Origin of the sequence: Streptomyces sp. SirexAA-E, from assembly GCF_000177195.2 — a bacterium.
GTDB classification, from domain to species: Bacteria; Actinomycetota; Actinomycetes; order Streptomycetales; family Streptomycetaceae; genus Streptomyces; species Streptomyces flavovirens.
Map to the genome: position 1 here is coordinate 2,806,047 of NC_015953.1, position 17,687 is coordinate 2,823,733.

Consider the following 17,687-nt stretch of genomic DNA (forward strand, 5'->3'; position numbering starts at 1 on the left):
TCCCTTCTCGGTGCTGCGGCACGGCGCCGCGGTTCGGCCGGACATTGTTGCAGCCGTTGCTGCGGACGGTACGTCAGACCACCACGGTCGCGCGGAACACCGTCCCCGTACCGGTCACTTCGACCGGTTCGTCCGCCGGTACGAAGGCGGCTTCGCCGGGGGCCAGGGTGAGTTCGCCGGCCCGGGGGCTGCCCGCCGTGCACAGCAGGATCTGCGGCGCGGGAGCCGTCAGGTCGACGGGGGCCGCACCGCCCGGCAGGACGTAGCGCGACAGCCGGAATTCGTCGACCGGTGTCTCGTACAGCTCCTCGCCCGTGGAGGATGCCTCGGGACGCAGGATGTCGGGGTCGGTGGCCTCGAAGCGGACGATGCGCAGCAGTTCGGGTACGTCGACGTGCTTCGGGGTCAGCCCGCAGCGCAGGACGTTGTCGGAATTGGCCATGATCTCGACGCCGAGTCCGCCGAGATAGGCATGCGGCACACCCGCGCCGAGGAACATGGCCTCGCCGGGCTGGAGTTGTACGTGGTTCAGGAGCATGGCGGCGATGACGCCCGGGTCGCCGGGGTAGTGGCGTGCGATCTGGGCGTACGGGGCGTGGGCGCCGCCGAGCCGTTCGGCGGCCTCGGCCGCCTCTTCGACGGTGCGGGCCATCTCGGCCGGGTCGGCGGTGAGGATCGCCGTCAGGACCTCCCGCAGGGCGGCCTCTTCCGGATGCGCGCGCAGGAGGTCGACGTACGGCTTGAGGGAGTCGACGCCGAGGGCCCCTACCAGTGCGGCGGCCTCGGCGGGCCTGCGGAAGCCGCACAGGCCCTCGAAGGGAGTGAGCGCGCAGATCAGTTCGGGCTTGTGGTTGGCGTCCTTGTAGGTGCGGTTCGGTGCGTCGACCGGGATGCCCCGGCGCTCCTCGTCGGCGTGGCCCGCCCGTGCCTGCGCGAGGTCGGGGTGGACCTGGAGGGAGAGCGGGGCGCCCGCCGCGAGCAGCTTGAGCAGGAAGGGGAGGCGGGGGCCGAAGGCGCGGACGGCGGCCGGGCCCAGTTCGCGCTCGGGGTCGGCGGCGATGATGTCGGAGAGGGACTGTTCCGTGCCCGTCTCCGTGGGGCGGGTGAGGCGGGAGGGTGCTCCGGGGTGAGCTCCCATCCACATCTCGGCCTGAGGTTCGCCGGTGGGTGCGGTGCCGAGCAGTTCGGGGATCGCCGTGGTGGAGCCCCAGGCGTAGGGGCGCACGGTGTTGGAGAGCCGGTCCATGGGATGTCGTCCTCGTGGGATGGGCGGGGCGGATGGCGCCGGGGTGGACGGGTCTGGGGCCACGGGCCGTGCGCCGAAGGCCCGGGTATGAGGTGGCGGTCGTCGGGGTGGTGGGCGGTCGGGGCGGGTACTGCGGCATCCGGCTCACGACGGGGAACACCCGGCGCGACAGGGCCCGCCTCGTCCGGGCGGAGCATCAGCCCCGGTCGCCGAAGTCTCGGTCGTCGAAACCCCGGTCGCCGAAGTCTCGGTCGTCGAAACCCCGGCCTTCGGAGCCCCGGCTGTCGGAGGCCAGCGAGAGGTAGACGGCGGCGAAGTCGGTGACCGCGAGGAGCTCGGCGAGCATTTCGAGCTCGCTGCCCTCCTCCGGTTCGAGCTCGCTGATGGCCGTTTCATGGCTGAGGGCGAGTTCGCGGGCGGCCGGTGCAGCGGTGAGGCCGCCGGTCGGCCGGTCGCGGAGCAGGACCACTCTGGCCCTCATCGTCTCCGGCTCGTCCACGCGGTCGCGGAAGAAGTCGTCGGGGTCGGCGCCCGCGGCGAACGCGCCCGCGAGCAGGCCTCCGTGGGCGGGCAGCGCTTCGGGCAGCTCGGCCACCAGCGCGGGCCGTCCGGCGAGCTCCGCCAGGACGGCGGCGAACCTGCGTCCGACGGGCCCTGCCGCCTCCCCCTCCGTCCAGACCAGTGGAAGGCTGTCGGCCAGTTCGGCCGCGAGTGTCTTCGCCGGGTTGCTGTAGGTGGCGATGGCGGGCCCGCAGCGCTGGGCGGCACGGTCCAGCCGGTCGGCGACCTTCTGCAGCACGTCGGCGGGTGCCTCGACCAGGCCGACCCGGTCCAGCAGGGCCAGCAGCGGGGTCAGCAGGGCCCAGAGGGTGCCGGGCCCGGCGGACGAGGTCTCGGCGTCGTACTCCCCGTACGGGGCGGCGGCCATCGGTACGACGAGTCCGTGGACGCCGTCGACCGTCTCGCGAAGCGGCGACCGTACGGGGGCGACGGCGACGACCGTGCAGCCGCGCCGGTAGGCCTGTTCGGCGAGCAGGGCGAGTCCTGGTTCCGAACCGTCGGCGGTGGCGATGAGCAGCAGGTCCACCGGACCGGCCCAGCCGGGGAGGGCCCAGCGCAGCGCGCCGGCGGCGGCCGCCACCCCGGTGGGGCGGATCGGGATGACGGGTGCGGCGGCGCCCGCGAGCGCTCCGATCAGGTCGGCGACACCGGTCGCGGCCGTGCCCGGACCGGCGACGAGGACGGCGCGGGGCCTGCCTTCGGGGGCCAGCGCTCCGATGCCCGCCTCGTCGGCGTACCGGGCGGCGGTGCGGACGCGGGCCCCGGCCTCGGCGGCTCCGCGGAGCAGACCGCGCCGGTCGGCACGGGCCAGGTCGTCCGGTGCGTCGAGCATCGACTCGTCGAGCATGGCGGTGGGCCTCCGTGCTGATCAGGCTGCGGGATACGCGTGGTCTGTCGTCAGGCGGGGCGGTGGGCCTCGTCGACGAGGAGGACCGGGATGCCGTCGCGCACCGGGTAGGCGAGGGCGCATTCCGTGCTCGTGCAGACCAGCTCGGGGGTTTCGGCGGCGGACCGGTCCTCGAGCGGGGCGTGACAGGCCGGGCAGGCGAGGATGTCCAGGAGTCCGGCTTCGAGCGGCATGGGGTGGGTCCCTTCGAGCATGCGGTACGGATCAGGTGCGAACCGGTGCGGTCCGCGGCCCCCGGGGGCCTCGTCAGCCTACCGCCGGGCCGACACCGGCGCGGCCCCGGCGGGCCCGCCGCAACAGGGCGGGCACCGCCCCTCCCGTACCCCATCGAACCCGGCCCACACACCCGCGCGCCCGGCCGATCACGCACTCCGCGCGGGCCGCGACGGCACGGCGCGCGGACCGGCCCCGGCGCCTAAGCCCGCACCAGCGCCAGCACCTCGTCGCGCACCGTCTTCAGCGTCACCTCGTCCCGCGCCTCCACGTTCAGGCGGAGCAGCGGCTCGGTGTTGGAGGGGCGGAGGTTGAACCACCAGTCGGCGCTCGTCACGGTCAGCCCGTCCAGCTCGTCCAGGGTGACGCCGTCCCGGGAACCGTACGCGGCCCGGACCGCGGCCAGCCGCCCGGTCTGGTCGTCGACCGTGGAGTTGATCTCGCCGGAGCCCGCGTAGCGGTCGTACCGGTCCACGAGCCCGGAGAGCGGTCCGTCCTGGCTGCCGAGGGCGGCCAGGACGTGGAGGGCGGCGAGCATGCCGGTGTCGGCGTTCCAGAAGTCGCGGAAGTAGTAGTGCGCCGAGTGCTCGCCGCCGAAGATGGCGCCGTGCCGGGCCATCTCCGCCTTGATGAAGGAGTGGCCGACGCGGGTACGGACGGGGGTGCCGCCGTTCTCGCGGACGACCTCGGGGACCGACCAGGAGGTGATCAGGTTGTGGATGACGGTGCCCGTGCCGCCGTTGCGGGCGAGTTCCCGGGCGGCGACCAGGGCCGTGATCGCGGACGGGGACACGCCCTCGCCGCGTTCGTCCACGACGAAGCAACGGTCGGCGTCACCGTCGAAGGCGAGGCCGAGGTCGGCGCCCTCGGCGAGGACGCGGGCCTGGAGGTCGACCAGGTTCTTGGGGTCGAGGGGGTTGGCCTCGTGGTTCGGGAAGGTCCCGTCCAGCTCGAAGTACATCGGTACGAGGTCGAGCGGCAGCCCCTCGAAGACGGTGGGGACGGTGTGGCCGCCCATGCCGTTGCCCGCGTCCACCACGACCTTGAGCGGCCGTACGGTGCTCACGTCGACCAGCTTGCGCAGGTGGGCGGCGTAGTCGGCGAGGGTGTCGCGTTCCGTGACGGTGCCCGGGGTGACGCCGCCGACGGCCGGGGCACCGTGCTCCGACCACTGCTCGACCAGGGTGCGGATCTCGGTGAGGCCGGTGTCCTGGCCGACGGGCGCGGCTCCGGCCCGGCACAGCTTGATGCCGTTGTACCGCGCCGGATTGTGCGAGGCGGTGAACATCGCACCGGGCAGGTCGAGGGCTCCGGAGGCGTAGTACAGCTGGTCCGTCGAGCAGAGCCCGATGAGGGTCACATCGGCGCCGCGCGCGGTGGCGCCGCGTGCGAAGGCCCCGGCCAGCGGGGGCGAGGAGGGACGCATGTCGTGGCCGATCACGATCGCGTCCGCGCCGGTGACCTGGACGAAGGCGGCGCCGAAGAGTTCGGCGAGCGTCTCGTCCCACTGGTCGGGCACGACGCCGCGCACGTCGTACGCCTTCACGAGCTGCGACAGATCAGCAACCACGGCCGGTCCTCCTGGGGGTCTTTACGGAGCGCCCAAACTACCCGGAGGCGTCCGTGCGCCCGTCGCCGGAGCGGAGAGGCACCTGGGGCACCCCGGCCGGCAGCCTGTGCCTCCGGCGCACCGGCTCATGCCAAGGCGGCCGAGGAACGGGCGAGTTGGAGCGAGGGACCGGCCCGGGGTCAGGAGTCGGGTGAGCGCAGCACGCGCAGATGCCCCCGGCGCGCGACCTCCACCGGGTCCGCCGTGCGGGGCCCGCGGTTGCCGCCCTCGGTGCCGCGCGACTGCGGCCGGGCCGCCTCGCGGACGGCGTTGGCGAGCGCTTCGAGGTCGTCACCGCTGGGACGTGTGGGAGCCGAGGGGTCCGCGAGCCGGACGACCTCCCAGCCCCGTGGGGCGGTGAGGCGTTCGCCGTGCTCCGCGCAGAGGTCGTAGCAGTGAGGCTCGGCATAGGTGGCGAGCGGGCCGAGGACCGCGGTCGAGTCGGCATAGACGTACGTCAGTGTCGCGACGGCGGGACGGCCGCACGCGGTTCGCGAACAGCGACGTACAGGGCTCACGATGTTGGACGGTACCGCACTCTTGAGCGGGCTGCGACGACTCTCCCTCAGGTCACGCCTCGTGTCGCCTCTCGAACACGTTCCGCGACGACTCCGACACGGCCGCCTGACCTGCGCATCGACCGGTTCGGGGCGGGTACGGGCGGGGTCTTCCGGTCACCGTGGAGAACATAAGGGGTCAGGAGACGGAGGGCACGCGGTCGCAGTCGGGGCCGGTTTTGCACGCACCTTGGCCGGAATGTTCAGGTGCGGTCACCCCACCCGCCGGAACGCGGCGGCCCGGTCGTCCGGCGCCCCGCCCCCGGGGTGCCCGGACGTCCGGCCGTTCGACGGGAGACATCCGGCGACCTGCGTGGAAGCCGTGATCCACCCGGGCACCGGAGCGTTACGCTGCGTCGGTGATGGACAGTCCCGTACCGCCCCGCCCCTTTGAGCCACGGCCCCGCCACCGCGACCGCCACGGCCGCGGCATGCGCGGACCGGTCGCGCCACCTCAGGTGCCGCTGTCGGCGAGCCGGGCGGACACCTTCCGCGACCTCGTCCAGGACTCGGTGGAGCGGCTCGAACGGCGATGGCCGCAGCTGGCGGAGGTCGACTTCGTGGTCCTCGACGTACCCGGCCCGGTGGAGGACTCCGTCCCGCTCGGCAGCGCGCTGTCCGCGGGCAAGGGGCGGCCCGCGCAGATCGTCGTCTACCGCCGCCCCGTCGAGATCCGCACCAAGAACCGGGACGAGCGCGCCCTGCTGGTGCACGAGGTCGTGGTGGAACAGGTGGCCGAGCTGCTCGGCCTCTCCCCCGAGTCGGTCGACCCGCGCTACGGGCAGGACTGACGCCCCCTCAGAACCGACCGGACCCACGGCCGTCGGCCCTCACGGCCGACCGCGTCCCGGCCGGTGGTGCGGTCCGGTGGCCGCCGCTCAGTCCTCCAGCACCGAGAGGTCCTGGGTCACCGTCGGCACGTCGACCGTCCCGCCGTCGTTCGGCAGCGTCTGGACGGTGAACGTCTTGACGCCGCCCTTGGAGATCGTGAGCGTGCGCGCCGCGTGGACCGGTCCGCCGGACTCCGTCTCCACCGTCAGCGCGTACGAACCCTTGAGACCGGACGGTTCCTCCGGGGTGACGTCCAGCGTCGTCCCACCCTTGACCGTGTACGTCTTGACGGTCTGTTCGCCGCCCTCGCTGCCGGCGGACGCGGTCACCTTCACCTCGGCGGTCGCGCCGGGGGCCGTGAGGGACAGCACCGAGCTCTTCGCCCGGTTGTCCGCCACACCCGCCCGTCCGCCGACCGGTTCCGTCGCCGGAATGTACGCGATCTCCTGCTTGTCCCCACTGCCGCGTACCACCCGCAGCGCCGCGACGACCGGCGTCGCCTTGCCCGCCACCGGCGAGAGCCGCAGCGAGCCGGGCTCCCCCCGTGTGACGTCCTTGAGGTCGACGCTCGCGGTCATCCGCGACTTGATGTGCAGGGTGTCGTTGCCGGCCGGTGAGAACGGCGCGTTCTTGCCCAGGAGCTGCACCTTCACGTCCGCGTCGTCCTCCCCCGGGGCGAAGGCGACCAGCCGCACCGAGGTGGCGTCGGCCGGGATGCCGGGCATGACCAGGGTTCCCGTGGGGTCGGCGGAGGCCGTCAGCCAGTCACTGCCCGCCTCTTCCTCGGCCACCTTGACCGCGGCGCCGACCCGGCCTTCGCGGGTGGTGACATGGACGGTCACGTCGTCGACGGCGTCACCGGTCAGCGTCGAGAGCAGCAACGGGACGCTGGAACGGGGAGGGACGGTGATGCCGTCACCCACGTCGGACGTGAGGGAGCCCTCCGGGCCGTACAGCTCGATGTCCGCGACGGCGGCGTCGTCGTCCGGATTGGTGAGGTGGATGTAGTCCTGCCGCTTCTCGGCCGTGCTCGCGCCCGGGAACCAGAAGTCGGTGTCCGGTGCGCCACAGCTGACACCGAGCAGTCCGCGGGCGCTGCCCGCCGACACCGCGGTGGTCTGCTGGGCGGCCCAGCCGGGGGCCTGCCGGCCGGTCGCCGTGCCGATCAGCGCGGGGGCGTCGGAGGCGGAGGTATCGGCGGTGACCGGCTTCCCGGGCTCCTTGAGGGAGAGGACCGGCTTGTCCGAGGCCGTCTTCTCCTTCTTGCCGTCCTTCTTGTCCTTCGCGTCGTCCTTCGCGTCCTCGTCGTCCGCCGCGACGGGCACGGCCGGCTTCAGCTCCGCCGTGCCGGCCTCGCCGCCGCCCGCCCCGGCGGGGGTGAAGGAGGTGTACGTCGTCTCCGCCAGGTCCGACCCGCTCGGGGAGGGACAGAGCAGGCTGGAACGCTCGACGGGGAGCCGGGAGGCGGCCTTCGCCACCGGCGTGCCCGCCTCGCCGGGCGCGTTGAGCGCGGCGAAGCCGGTGACGGCGGCGAGGGCGACGGCGCCCGCGATCAGGGACAGAGGGGTGGACTTCACTCGGACTCGCCTCGCGATGCGTTGCCGGACTGCCACGGGGCCTGACCCGGGGCTGTGTTCTCGTCGTGCCCGTCGTGCCCGCCGTACGGGGCGGCCTCGCCCGTCCCCGTTCCGTAGGGCTGCTGCTGGGCGTATCCGTACGGGTCGTACGCACCCTGCTGCTGGTACGGGTCCTGCTGCTGATACGGATCGGGCTGGTAGTACTGCCCCGCGTCCTGGCCCTGCTGGTACTGGCCGTAGTCGGCGCCCTGGTACTGCTGCTGCGCCTCCCACTCCCCGTACCCCTGCTGCGGCACCGCCGCGTAACCGCCGGTCTCGTCCTGGCCGTCCTGGACCGGGGCGTACGCGTCGGTGTCCTGCTGGGCCGGGATGTAGCCGGTCGGTTCCGTGGCGTCCGGGTACACCGGCTGCTCCGGTTCGGCCGGGTAGCCGCCGTCCTGGCCGGCCGGGACGGCGTCGCCCTCCTGACCGTAGGGCGCACCGGCCTGCTCCGTGGCCTCCGGTCCGGCCTCCGCACCGGCCGCCTCGGCCTGAGCCGCCGCGCGCAGCCTGCGCGCCCTGCGGCCTTCGCCGGCGACCGGCTCGGCCGGGACGGTCTCGATCTCCTCGGGCAGGTCGTCGTCGATCTCCCGGCGCCGGCCCGGCAGGGCCATGACCACCAGGACGACGCCCAGCGCCACCTGCGCCCAGATCCACAGGGTGTGGGTGATCGGCGCGTCGTACGTCAGGTCGAGCCTGCCGCCCCCGGCGGGCAGTTCGAAGCCCTGCGCCCAGCCGTCCACCGTCTTACGGGTCAGTGCCCGGCCGTCCAGGGTGGCCTGCCAGCCCGGGTCGGCCCGATCGGCGATCCGCAGCACGCGGCCCTCACCGCCGGCGGGGATCTTCGCGTGCGCCTCGACGGGCTGCGAGCCGACGGGCACGTACTCGGCGGCGGTGTCCTCACCGGCCGGGACGATCATCACACGGGAGACCTGCCGGTCGACGGCCCACAGGGCGCTGCCGTCCAGCTGGCTGAGCCGGCCCAGGCCCGGGGTGGAGTCCAGCACCCGGCTCATCTCACGCGGCGAACCGTCCCGGACGAGGACGTAGCGGATCGCGAAGGCACGCAGCTGGCTGCCCTGGTCGGCACCGGAACCGGCCACCAGGTTGGCCACGACCTTGTCGAGCTGCGGACTGCCCTCGCCCGCCTCCGTGAGTTCGGCGTCGCCGAGGCGGACCCCGGAGCCGCGGACCAGGCTGTACGAGACGTCGGCCGGGGAGGAGCCGCCGAGCACCAGGGTGCGGGGCTGGTCCCGGGTGCCGCTCTCCTCCGCGACGAACGCGGGCACCTGCACCGGGTCGCGGCGCTCCAGCGGTCCGGCCGCGCCGCCGATCATCCAGCCGGCCGCCGCCAGGACGGGGGCGAGCCCGGCCGCCAGGGCGATCAGCGCGGCGACCGGCTGGCGCCAGCCGAAGCTCAGCGCGGCCACCCGGACCCGGGCGCCGTCGGCGCCGAGCAGGGCGGCGGCGATCAGCGCGACGCCGTAGACGAGGGTGGCCGGGCCCGCCCAGGTGGAGCCGTTGGCCAGGCCCGCGAAGGCCAGGCCGACGAGCGCGACCACCCACGCGGTACGGATCGCGAACTGCCGCTCCCCGCGCAGCAGCGCGGCCAGCGCCGCCAGCACGATGCCCAGCAGCAGGACGCCTCCCGCGGCCTTGGGCCCGCCGGGGCTGATGCCGAGCAGGTCGACCGCGGAGGCGGAGCCCGCGCCCAGGTCCAGGCCGGCCTCCTTCAGGAAGTCGGACGGGCTGGTCAGCAGCGACAGCGACCACGGCGCGAGGACCAGCAGCGGCGTACCCAGGGCGGCCAGGACCCGCAGCCCGTAGGCCACCAGGTCACGGCGGCGCAGGGCCAGCACCGCGACGCCGAGGACCGCGGCGAGCGGCCACACGACGGGGGTGAACGCCATCGTGAAGGTGAGCAGCAGGGTGTACGCCCAGGTGCCGCGCCAGCTGCCGCGCACGGTGCCGTCACCGCGCAGCCCGTAGGCCGCGACGCCCGCACGGGCGATCAGCGGGAGCAGGACGGCCAGCACGGCGGTGCCGAGACGGCCGGTGGCCAGCGCCCCGGTCGCGGCGGGCAGGAAGGCGTACGCGACGCTCGCCCAGGCCCGCAACAACCGCGATTCGAGCAGCGGCCGGGAGGCGAAGTAGGCGGTGACACCGGCGAGCGGGACCGAACAGACCAGCAGCACGGTGAGCGCGAAACCGGTGGAGCCCAGGAACAGCGCCGACAGGGCGGCGATCAGCCCGAGATAGGGCGGGGCCGTCTGGGTGCCGCCGGTCCCGATCGGGTGCCAGCCGTCCGCGTACCGGCCCCACAGTCCGGAGACGTCCTCGGGCGCGGGCAGCAGGGCTCCGCCCGCGAGCGCGCCGCCGCCGAGAAGGCCGCGGCAGGCGACCAGGGAGACGAGGAGCAGCACGGCGAAGAGCACGGGTCCGGGCTTGCGGCCGATCCGCTTGAGCCGGGCGAACTGGTCGATCTCCAGGAAGTCGGCGTCGTCGCCGCCGGGTCCGGACTCGACGGCACCGTGCCGTGAACCGCCCGCGTCGGAGTCGGTGCGGCTGCCGAAGTTGCCGGCGAACTGTTCGACGGTCGCGCGGACGGTGGCGCCGGGCGGCGGGAAGAGTGCCCGCAGTTCGGCGGCGTCCACGGCCCCCTTGCCCCGCGCCCGTCGCCCGGCGAGGATCCGCCCGGGGCGCAGCAGGGTGCCGAAGAGTCCGGCCACTTCGTCGAGTGCCTGCCCGGGCGCCTTGCCGAGGAGGTAGGCGATCGTGCGGAGCAGGGTGCCGAGTACGAGGCGGAGCATCGCCCAGGGCAGCTGCCTGCCACGGGCGTTGACGAGCATCGTGTAGACCGCGCCCGCCTTGTCGACGCGGTGCGGACTGGTGACGGACCGTCCGGCGCAGTCGATGGGGCGGCGTTCCCTGGCGGACGCCTCGGCGTGCCGCAGGACCGCGTCGGGGGCCACGAGCACCCGGTGGCCCGCCATGTGGGCGCGCCAGCAGAGGTCGACGTCGTCTCGCATGAGCGGGAGCCGCCGGTCGAACCCGCCGAGCTCCTCCCAGACGTCCCGGCGGACCAGCATGCCGGCGGAGGACACGGAGAGGACCGTGCGGACCTGGTCGTGCTGGCCCTGGTCCTGCTCGCGCCGGTCGAGCCCGGTCCACCGGCGTCCGCTGCTGGCGATGGAGACGCCGGCTTCCAGGAGTTGCTTGCGGTCGTACCAGCCGCGCAGCTTGGGCCCGACGATCGCGGCGTGCCGGTCGTTGTCGACGACACGCAGCAGTCCGGCGAGCGCGTCCGGCTCGGGCGCGCTGTCGTCGTGCAGCAGCCAGAGCCACTGGACGGGTTCGCCGTGCGGGAGTTCGGGCTGGTCGTAGGCGTCGTCGCGCCAGGTACGGGTCACCGGGTCCCAGCCACTGGGGCGCTTGAGGTACGGCAGGTCGTCCGGGGTCAGCTCCCCGGCCGTACGGGCCGCCTCGTCGACGGCGGTGCCGAAGTTCGTACGGCGCGCGAGGTGCAGCACCCGCTCGGGGCCGAGCGCCTCGGCGATCAGGTGCGCCGAGTCGTCGGCACTCCCGGTGTCCGCGGCGACGGCGTTCTGGACGGGGCGTTCCTGCCCGAGGAGCCCTGCGAGGACGTCGGGCAGCCAGCGTGCCCCGTCGTGGGAGACGAGCACGGCGGTGACGACGTGCCGGGGGAACTCTGGGGCGGCGGCCGCGTTCGGCTCCGCCGAGTGGCTGCTGTGCACGGACATCGAGGTACGGGCCCTCCGGCCGGATCCGGAGGGGGCGTCCCCCCGGGGGCTGCATCGGTGTACACGCGCGCCCCGGTGGGGCGTTGGCGCGTCTCGGACGGGGCCCCACACTAACGGTACGGATGTCCGCCCCGCGCCGAGCGGTTGGCCGGCGGGAGGCGGAGCCGGCCGGACAGGCCGACGGCCCGTGGCCGGGACCCCGCACACGGGGTCCCGGCCACGGGCCGTCGGCGCACCCGGACGTCCGGGTGCGCCGGCTCAGATGGCGGCCTTCTTCAGGCGGCGCCGCTCCCGCTCGGACAGACCGCCCCAGATACCGAAGCGTTCGTCGTTGGCGAGGGCGTACTCCAGGCACTCGGAGCGGACCTCGCAGGCGAGACAGACCTTCTTGGCCTCGCGGGTCGACCCGCCCTTCTCGGGAAAGAAGGACTCGGGGTCGGTCTGGGCGCACAGTGCGCGCTCCTGCCAGCCGAGTTCCTCGTCCGCGTCCTCGACCAGCAGTTGCTGGAACAGCTCGGTCATGTGCGCCCCTCGTCTGTCTCTTGCGTCCCCGTGATGCGGCCGTTACCGATGCGGCCGAACAACACGAGTGAAATTACAAGTGTGTAGCTCTGGGCCAGTCAAGCGAAGATCTGCTATTGGCCTCGGTATTCACTCTGCGGAACCAAACGTATACAGAAAGTGTTCAAATCACCAAAAACCTGACATATGCCAGCGCCCCTGCCGCTCGGCACTTCTCAGCGAGTGAGACGACCGGGACCATCTCGATGTTTCGATTCGATCACCGACGCGACCAAGATCACAGCCGGATCACGGTCCGCCGGTCGCATGTCGACACAGCTGATGCGCCACCTTGCCCCTCGCGCCACTGCCAAAACCTTTCTCCCGATCCAGCGACCGGATGGGGTGAAAGATTGGGGCCAAATCGGGCATTGAGTTGACAAGCGACGGACCGAGCCGGTCTCCTTGACCGCATGCCAGCGACCGCAGCCATGTACCCGACCCGCGCCCGTGGGTTCCGTACGGCTGTCCAGGCCCGCTGTTGCTGTTCCAGCTGTCACAGCTGTTGAAGCCCTCCGTGCTCCAGCTCTGATCCAGCTCTCCGCTCATCTCCGTCCGGGCCCTTCCCGGGTCTTTTCCGCCCTGCTCCACCGCGGTCCGGCTCTCCGCGACTCCCCTCACGCGTATCCCCCTGCCGAGGAACCCCCGTATCCATGAACAGCGACAGCGACCTCTCGATCGCCGGCGACATCCTGGAGGTCCAGCACCTCCTCCAGCCGGCCCGCCCGCACCCCTCCACCGTGGCCGAGTTCGCCGGTCTGGCCCGCGCCGTCGCGGCCGACCGCGCCCACTGGGCCCCCCTCGTCCGCTACGACACCACCACCCGCTGGTACCACCGGCTCCGGACCGTCCCCCGCGGCATCGGTCCCGGCGAGGCGGGGGAGCTCCCCCTCGGCTACGAGCTCTGGCTGCTCAGCTGGGTCCCCGGGCAGGGCAGCGGCCGCCACGACCACGGTCTGTCGTCGGGCGTACTCACCGTGCTGGAAGGCGAGTTGACCGAGCACACGGAACGCGGGACACACACCCTGCGCCCCGGAGCCCAGCGCGTCTTCGCCCCCGGATACGTCCACGAGGTCGTCAACGACTCCCTCGAAGGCGCCGTCAGCCTGCACATCTACTACCCGGGCCTCACCGACATGCCGATGCACACCGCCCAGTGCTCCCCGGCCACCCAGAACCCGGTCACCGCCTGAGGCGCCCGCCACCACCCCCACAACGATCAGGCTTCGCCTGACAGACCCACCCGTCGCCCGCCACCACCCCCACAACGATCAGGCTTCGCCTGACAGACTGTCTGTATGCGCATTGTGGTTCTGGCCGGCGGTATCGGTGGTGCTCGTTTTCTGCGTGGCCTCAAGCAGGCCGCCCCGGACGCGGACATCACGGTGATCGGCAACACCGGTGACGACATCCATCTGTTCGGGCTGAAGGTCTGTCCCGACCTCGACACCGTGATGTACACCCTCGGCGGTGGCATCGACGAGGAGCAGGGCTGGGGGCGTGAGGACGAGAGCTTCCGGGTGAAGGAGGAGCTCGCCGCCTACGGCGTGGGCCCGGAGTGGTTCGGGCTCGGCGACCGTGACTTCGCCACCCACATCGTCCGTACCCAGATGCTCGCCGCGGGCTACCCGCTGAGCGCCGTCACCGAAGCGCTCTGCGCCCGGTGGAAGCCGGGGGTCCGGCTGATCCCGATGTCCGACGACCGCGTCGAGACCCACGTCGCGGTGGAGACCGACGGCGAGAGCAAGGCCGTGCACTTCCAGGAGTACTGGGTGAAGCTGCGGGCGTCCGTGGCCGCGCAGGCGATCGTCCCGGTCGGGGCGGAGCAGGCCAAGCCCGCGCCCGGGGTGCTGGAGGCCATCGCCGAGGCCGACGTCATCGTCTTCCCGCCGTCCAACCCCGTCGTCTCGGTGGGCACCATCCTCGCCGTACCGGGGATCCGGGAGGCGATCGCCGAGGCCGGGGTCCCGGTCGTCGGCCTCTCCCCCATCGTCGGGGACGCCCCGGTGCGCGGCATGGCCGACAAGGTGCTGGCCGCGGTGGGCGTCGAGTCGACGGCGTCGGCGGTCGCACGCCACTACGGCTCCGGGCTGCTCGACGGCTGGCTCGTGGACACCGTGGACGCCGGGGCCGTGGACGAGGTGGAGGCCGCCGGGATCCGCTGCCGCGCGGTGCCGCTCATGATGACGGACGTGGACGCCACCGCCGAGATGGCGCGTGCGGCCCTCGCCCTGGCCGAGGAGGTACGGGCATGAGCGGGCCGCGGACCGAGGCCCCCGCCTATCGCGTCTGGGCCCTGCCCGGCATCGGCGAGGTGCGCGCCGGGGACGACCTGGCAAAGCTGATCGCCGCCACCGAACCCGGGCTCGTGGACGGCGACGTCCTGCTCGTCACCTCGAAGATCGTCTCCAAGGCGGAGGGCCGGATCGTCGAGGCCACCGACCGTGAGGCGGCGATCGACGCCGAGACGGTCCGGGTGGTCGCCCGGCGCGGCACGCTGCGGATCGTCGAGAACCGGCAGGGCCTGGTCATGGCCGCCGCGGGTGTCGACGCCTCCAACACCCCCGCGGGCACGGTACTCCTGCTGCCCGAGGACCCCGACGCCTCGGCCCGGGCGATCCGTGACGGCCTGCGGGACGCGCTCGGCGTGGAGGTCGGCGTCGTCGTCACGGACACCTTCGGGCGTCCCTGGCGCAACGGGCTGACCGACGTCGCGATCGGCGCCGCGGGGGTCCGGGTCCTGGACGACCTGCGCGGCGGTACGGACGAACACGGCAATCCGCTGAGTGCCACCGTGGTGGCCACGGCCGACGAGCTGGCCTCGGCCGGCGATCTGGTCAAGGGCAAGGCGTCCAGCCTGCCCGTCGCGGTGGTGCGGGGGCTGGCCCATGTGGTGGCCCCCGGCGAGGAGACCGACGGAGCACGGGCGATGGTGCGCGTCGCCGCCGACGACATGTTCCGGCTGGGCACCTCCGAGGCCGTACGGGAGGCGCTGAGCCTGCGGCGCACCGTGCGGGAGTTCACCGACGAGCCGGTGGACCCCGGTGCGGTACGGCGTGCGGTGGCGGCCGCGGTGACGGCTCCGGCCCCGCACCACACCACGCCGTGGCGCTTCGTTCTGCTGGAGTCCGAGACCTCCCGCACCCGACTGCTGGACGCGATGCGGGACGCGTGGATCGCGGACCTGCGCCGCGACGGCAAGAGCGAGGAGTCGGTCGCCAAGCGGGTCCGGCGCGGCGACGTCCTGCGCAACGCGCCGTACCTGGTGGTGCCGTGCCTGGTGACGGAGGGCTCCCACCACTACGGGGACGAGCGCCGGGACACGGCGGAGCGCGAGATGTTCGTGGTCGCGGCCGGCGCGGGTGTGCAGAACTTCCTGGTGGCGCTCGCGGGTGAGCGGCTGGGATCCGCGTGGGTGTCCTCGACGATGTTCTGCCGCGACGTGGTGCGCGAGGTCCTGGACCTGCCGGACGACTGGGACCCGCTGGGCGCGGTGGCCGTGGGCCACGCCGCCGGGGCGCCGAGGGAGCGGGCACCGCGCGACCCGGAGGCGTTCCTCACCGTGCGGTGACCCCCGGGGTGCCGGCTACAGCGAGGCGATGTCGCGCGGGCTGAACCGCGGGGCCCGGCGCGGCGGGGTGCGGCCGGAGAGCATGATCAGCCGGGTCGCCCGGTGGCGCTGGCCCTCGTACGGGGCCAGCAGCTCCAGCATCTCCTCGTCGTCGGCGTTCCGGTTGCCGGCCAGCGCGTGGCCGACGATGCCCGGCAGATGGAAGTCGCCGACCGTGACGGCGTCCGGCGCCCCGTTGGAGCGTTGCAGGGTCTCCGCCGCGGTCCACGGTCCGATGCCCGGAATCACCTGGAGCCGTGCCATCGCCTCGGGAAGCTCCATGGCCGCGGCCTCCTCCATGCGCCGGGCCACCCGCACCGCGCGCAGGACCGTGGCCGAGCGCTTGGCGTCCACACCCGCGCGGTGCCACTCCCAGGACGGGATCAGCGACCAGGTCCTGGCGTCCGGCATGACGTGCAGCCCGTAGCTGCCGAACAGCGGGTCCGCGGGGCCCGGGGCCGGGGTGCCGTAGGTGCGCACGAGCAACCGCCAGGCGCGGTACGCCTCGTCGGTGGTGACCTTCTGTTCCAGGATCGACGGGATCAGGGACTCCATGACCAGCCCGGTGCGCAGCAGGCGCAGTCCCGGCCGCAGGTGCCGGGTCATGGCGAGGAGACGGTGGCGCGGGCGGAAGAGGTCCGGTTCGTCGTCGGCGCCCAGCAGCGCGGGCAGCCCGTCCAGCAGCCACTGCGCGCCCGGCCCCCAGGCCGCTCCGGCGATCCGCCCGCCCGGGACCGCCGAGATCCGCAGGGTGCCCGGCCCGGCCGGGGTGCGGGTGGCCCGCCAGAACGTCCCGTCGGGCAGCGCCCGGTAGGTGGGGTCCGCCGGGCCGCGCCGCAGAGGGCCGAGGACCAGGCGCAGGTCGAGCGGCCCCGGCGGCGTCCAGACCCGGGCCTGCGGCGCGGCGGACACCTCCGGGGCAGGCTGCTGCCGGGGCACGGCGGTGGTGCGGGGTACGAAGCGTCCTGCCACGGGTGAAGGTCCTCGGTCGTCGGGGTGCCTTACGAGGGTACGGCCGACGAGGACCGCACCGGCCCGCCCCGCCTACTGGTCGGACGAGAAGCGCACCGAGGCGTCCGGCAGGACGGCCCCGCACCAGACGCGGATGCCGTCGCGCAGTTCGTTGTCGGCACCGACCTGGGCACCGTCGCCGATCACGGCACCGGTGAGGACCGTACGGCTGCCGATCCTCGCCCCGGCCCCGACCAGCGAGTCGGTGATCACGGCGCCCGGTTCGACGACCGCGTCCTGGAGCACGGTGGAGCCCGAGATCCGTGCCCCCTCGCCGATCCGCGCCCGCTCGCCGACGACGGTGCCCGCGGTGAGCTTGGCGTCGGCCGCCACGGACGCCGAGGGCAGCACCAGCCGGTCGCCGCAGCGCCCCGGGACCGCGGGGGACGGGGCACGGCCCAGGACCAGGTCGGCCGATCCGCGGACGAACGCCTGCGGGGTGCCGAGGTCCAGCCAGTAGGTGGAGTCGACCATGCCCTGGAGGTGGGCGCCGTCGGCGAGGAGGCCGGGGAAGGTCTCGCGTTCCACGGAGACCGGCCGGCCGGCCGGGATGGTGTCGATGACCGACCGGCGGAAGATGTAGGCCCCCGCGTTGATCTGGTCCGTGACTATCTCCTGGGGCGTCTGCGGCTTCTCCAGGAAGGCCGTCACCCGGCCCGAGCCGTCGGTCGGCACGAGACCGAAGGCGCGCGGGTCCTCGACCCGGGTGAGGTGCAGGGAGACGTCCGCGCCGGAGGTGGCGTGCGACGCGGCCAGGGCCCGGATGTCGAGGCCGGTGAGGATGTCCCCGTTGAACACGAGGACGGGTTCGTCCGGGCCGGAGGCCAGTCGCGACGCCACGTTGCGGATGGCCCCGCCGGTACCGAGCGGTTCGCGCTCGGTGACGTACTCGAGGGAGAGACCGAGCGACGAACCGTCACCGAAGTACGGTTCGAACACCTCCGCCAGATAGGACGTCGCGAGCACGACGTGCTCCACCCCGGCGGCCCGCGCACGCGCCAGCTGGTGCGTGAGGAACGGGACGCCCGCCGCCGGAACCATCGGCTTCGGGGTGTGCACCGTGAGCGGACGCAGCCGGGTGCCCTTGCCCCCGACCAGGAGGATCGCTTCTCTTGCCTCTGTCACAGCACCGTCTCTGCTTCCTGCTGGGGCCGGGCCTCGTATCGGCTGGCCAGTGTATGCAGACCGGTCGGGGGCCTTCCGG

At 73.5% G+C, this 17,687-nt stretch carries 14 protein-coding genes; 4 read left to right on the forward strand and 10 right to left on the reverse strand.

The genetic code is table 11. The annotated features are described in order from the left end of the window. Window positions 1-73 precede the first annotated feature (73 nt). From manA to SACTE_RS12360, 5 genes are all read right to left on the reverse strand, one after another. Window positions 74-1,246 (reverse strand): mannose-6-phosphate isomerase, class I, encoded by a 1,173-nt coding sequence (gene manA, locus SACTE_RS12340; RefSeq protein WP_014046364.1) that lies wholly within the window; start codon window positions 1,244-1,246, stop codon window positions 74-76. Between the two features lie 196 nt (window positions 1,247-1,442). Continuing rightward, on the reverse strand, window positions 1,443-2,654 hold the full coding sequence (locus SACTE_RS12345) for an SIS domain-containing protein (protein ID WP_014046365.1): 1,212 nt from the start codon (window positions 2,652-2,654) through the stop codon (window positions 1,443-1,445). 50 nt (window positions 2,655-2,704) lie between these two features. Next, window positions 2,705-2,887 (reverse strand): Trm112 family protein, encoded by a 183-nt coding sequence (locus SACTE_RS12350; protein ID WP_014046366.1) that lies wholly within the window; start codon window positions 2,885-2,887, stop codon window positions 2,705-2,707. A 242-nt stretch (window positions 2,888-3,129) separates the two neighbouring features. After that, window positions 3,130-4,497 carry a phosphomannomutase/phosphoglucomutase gene (locus SACTE_RS12355; protein ID WP_014046367.1) on the reverse strand — a complete coding sequence of 456 codons (1,368 nt, stop codon included), beginning with the start codon at window positions 4,495-4,497 and terminating at the stop codon, window positions 3,130-3,132. 179 nt (window positions 4,498-4,676) lie between these two features. Then, a complete protein-coding gene (locus tag SACTE_RS12360; RefSeq protein WP_078492617.1) occupies window positions 4,677-5,105 on the reverse strand; it encodes a DUF3499 domain-containing protein in 429 nt (142 codons plus the stop codon). 350 nt (window positions 5,106-5,455) lie between these two features. On the opposite strand from SACTE_RS12360, the gene SACTE_RS12365 reads away from it, so the two are divergent. Beyond that, window positions 5,456-5,884, forward strand: coding sequence for a metallopeptidase family protein (locus SACTE_RS12365; RefSeq protein ID WP_078492618.1), 429 nt, complete (start codon window positions 5,456-5,458; stop codon window positions 5,882-5,884). Between the two features lie 87 nt (window positions 5,885-5,971). Here the strand turns inward: SACTE_RS12365 and SACTE_RS12370 are convergent, their stop codons facing one another. The 3 genes from SACTE_RS12370 to SACTE_RS12380 form a co-directional block, all read right to left on the reverse strand. Then, the gene (locus tag SACTE_RS12370; protein WP_014046370.1) at window positions 5,972-7,501 is read right to left on the reverse strand and encodes a DUF5719 family protein; all 1,530 of its coding nucleotides are present in this window, start codon (window positions 7,499-7,501) and stop codon (window positions 5,972-5,974) included. Then, the gene (locus SACTE_RS12375) at window positions 7,498-11,301 is read right to left on the reverse strand and encodes a glycosyltransferase (RefSeq protein ID WP_014046371.1); all 3,804 of its coding nucleotides are present in this window, start codon (window positions 11,299-11,301) and stop codon (window positions 7,498-7,500) included. Before SACTE_RS12375 ends, SACTE_RS12370 begins: the two co-directional genes overlap by 4 nt. A 258-nt stretch (window positions 11,302-11,559) precedes the next feature. Further along, complete coding sequence (locus tag SACTE_RS12380; RefSeq protein WP_014046372.1) at window positions 11,560-11,823, reverse strand: WhiB family transcriptional regulator; 264 nt, start codon at window positions 11,821-11,823, stop codon at window positions 11,560-11,562. 692 nt (window positions 11,824-12,515) lie between these two features. Between SACTE_RS12380 and SACTE_RS12385 the strand changes: the two genes are divergently transcribed. The 3 genes from SACTE_RS12385 to SACTE_RS12395 all read left to right on the forward strand — a co-directional run bounded on the left by SACTE_RS12385 (window position 12,516) and on the right by SACTE_RS12395 (window position 15,433). Then, entirely contained in the window at window positions 12,516-13,055 is a 540-nt protein-coding gene (locus SACTE_RS12385; RefSeq protein ID WP_014046373.1) for a cysteine dioxygenase family protein, read from the forward strand. Between the two features lie 105 nt (window positions 13,056-13,160). Next, window positions 13,161-14,117: a 2-phospho-L-lactate transferase gene (gene cofD / locus SACTE_RS12390; protein ID WP_014046374.1), complete on the forward strand. Its 957-nt coding sequence runs from the start codon at window positions 13,161-13,163 to the stop codon at window positions 14,115-14,117. Continuing rightward, window positions 14,114-15,433: a coenzyme F420-0:L-glutamate ligase gene (locus tag SACTE_RS12395; RefSeq protein WP_014046375.1), complete on the forward strand. Its 1,320-nt coding sequence runs from the start codon at window positions 14,114-14,116 to the stop codon at window positions 15,431-15,433. The genes cofD and SACTE_RS12395 overlap by 4 nt, the downstream gene beginning before the upstream one ends. Window positions 15,434-15,448: 15 nt before the next feature. Here the strand turns inward: SACTE_RS12395 and SACTE_RS12400 are convergent, their stop codons facing one another. Together SACTE_RS12400 and SACTE_RS12405 are read right to left on the reverse strand one after the other, a co-directional pair. Continuing rightward, window positions 15,449-16,444 (reverse strand): DNA-3-methyladenine glycosylase, encoded by a 996-nt coding sequence (locus SACTE_RS12400; RefSeq protein WP_014046376.1) that lies wholly within the window; start codon window positions 16,442-16,444, stop codon window positions 15,449-15,451. Between the two features lie 72 nt (window positions 16,445-16,516). After that, window positions 16,517-17,608 carry an NDP-sugar synthase gene (locus tag SACTE_RS12405; protein ID WP_014046377.1) on the reverse strand — a complete coding sequence of 364 codons (1,092 nt, stop codon included), beginning with the start codon at window positions 17,606-17,608 and terminating at the stop codon, window positions 16,517-16,519. Between the last annotated feature and the right edge of the window lie 79 nt (window positions 17,609-17,687).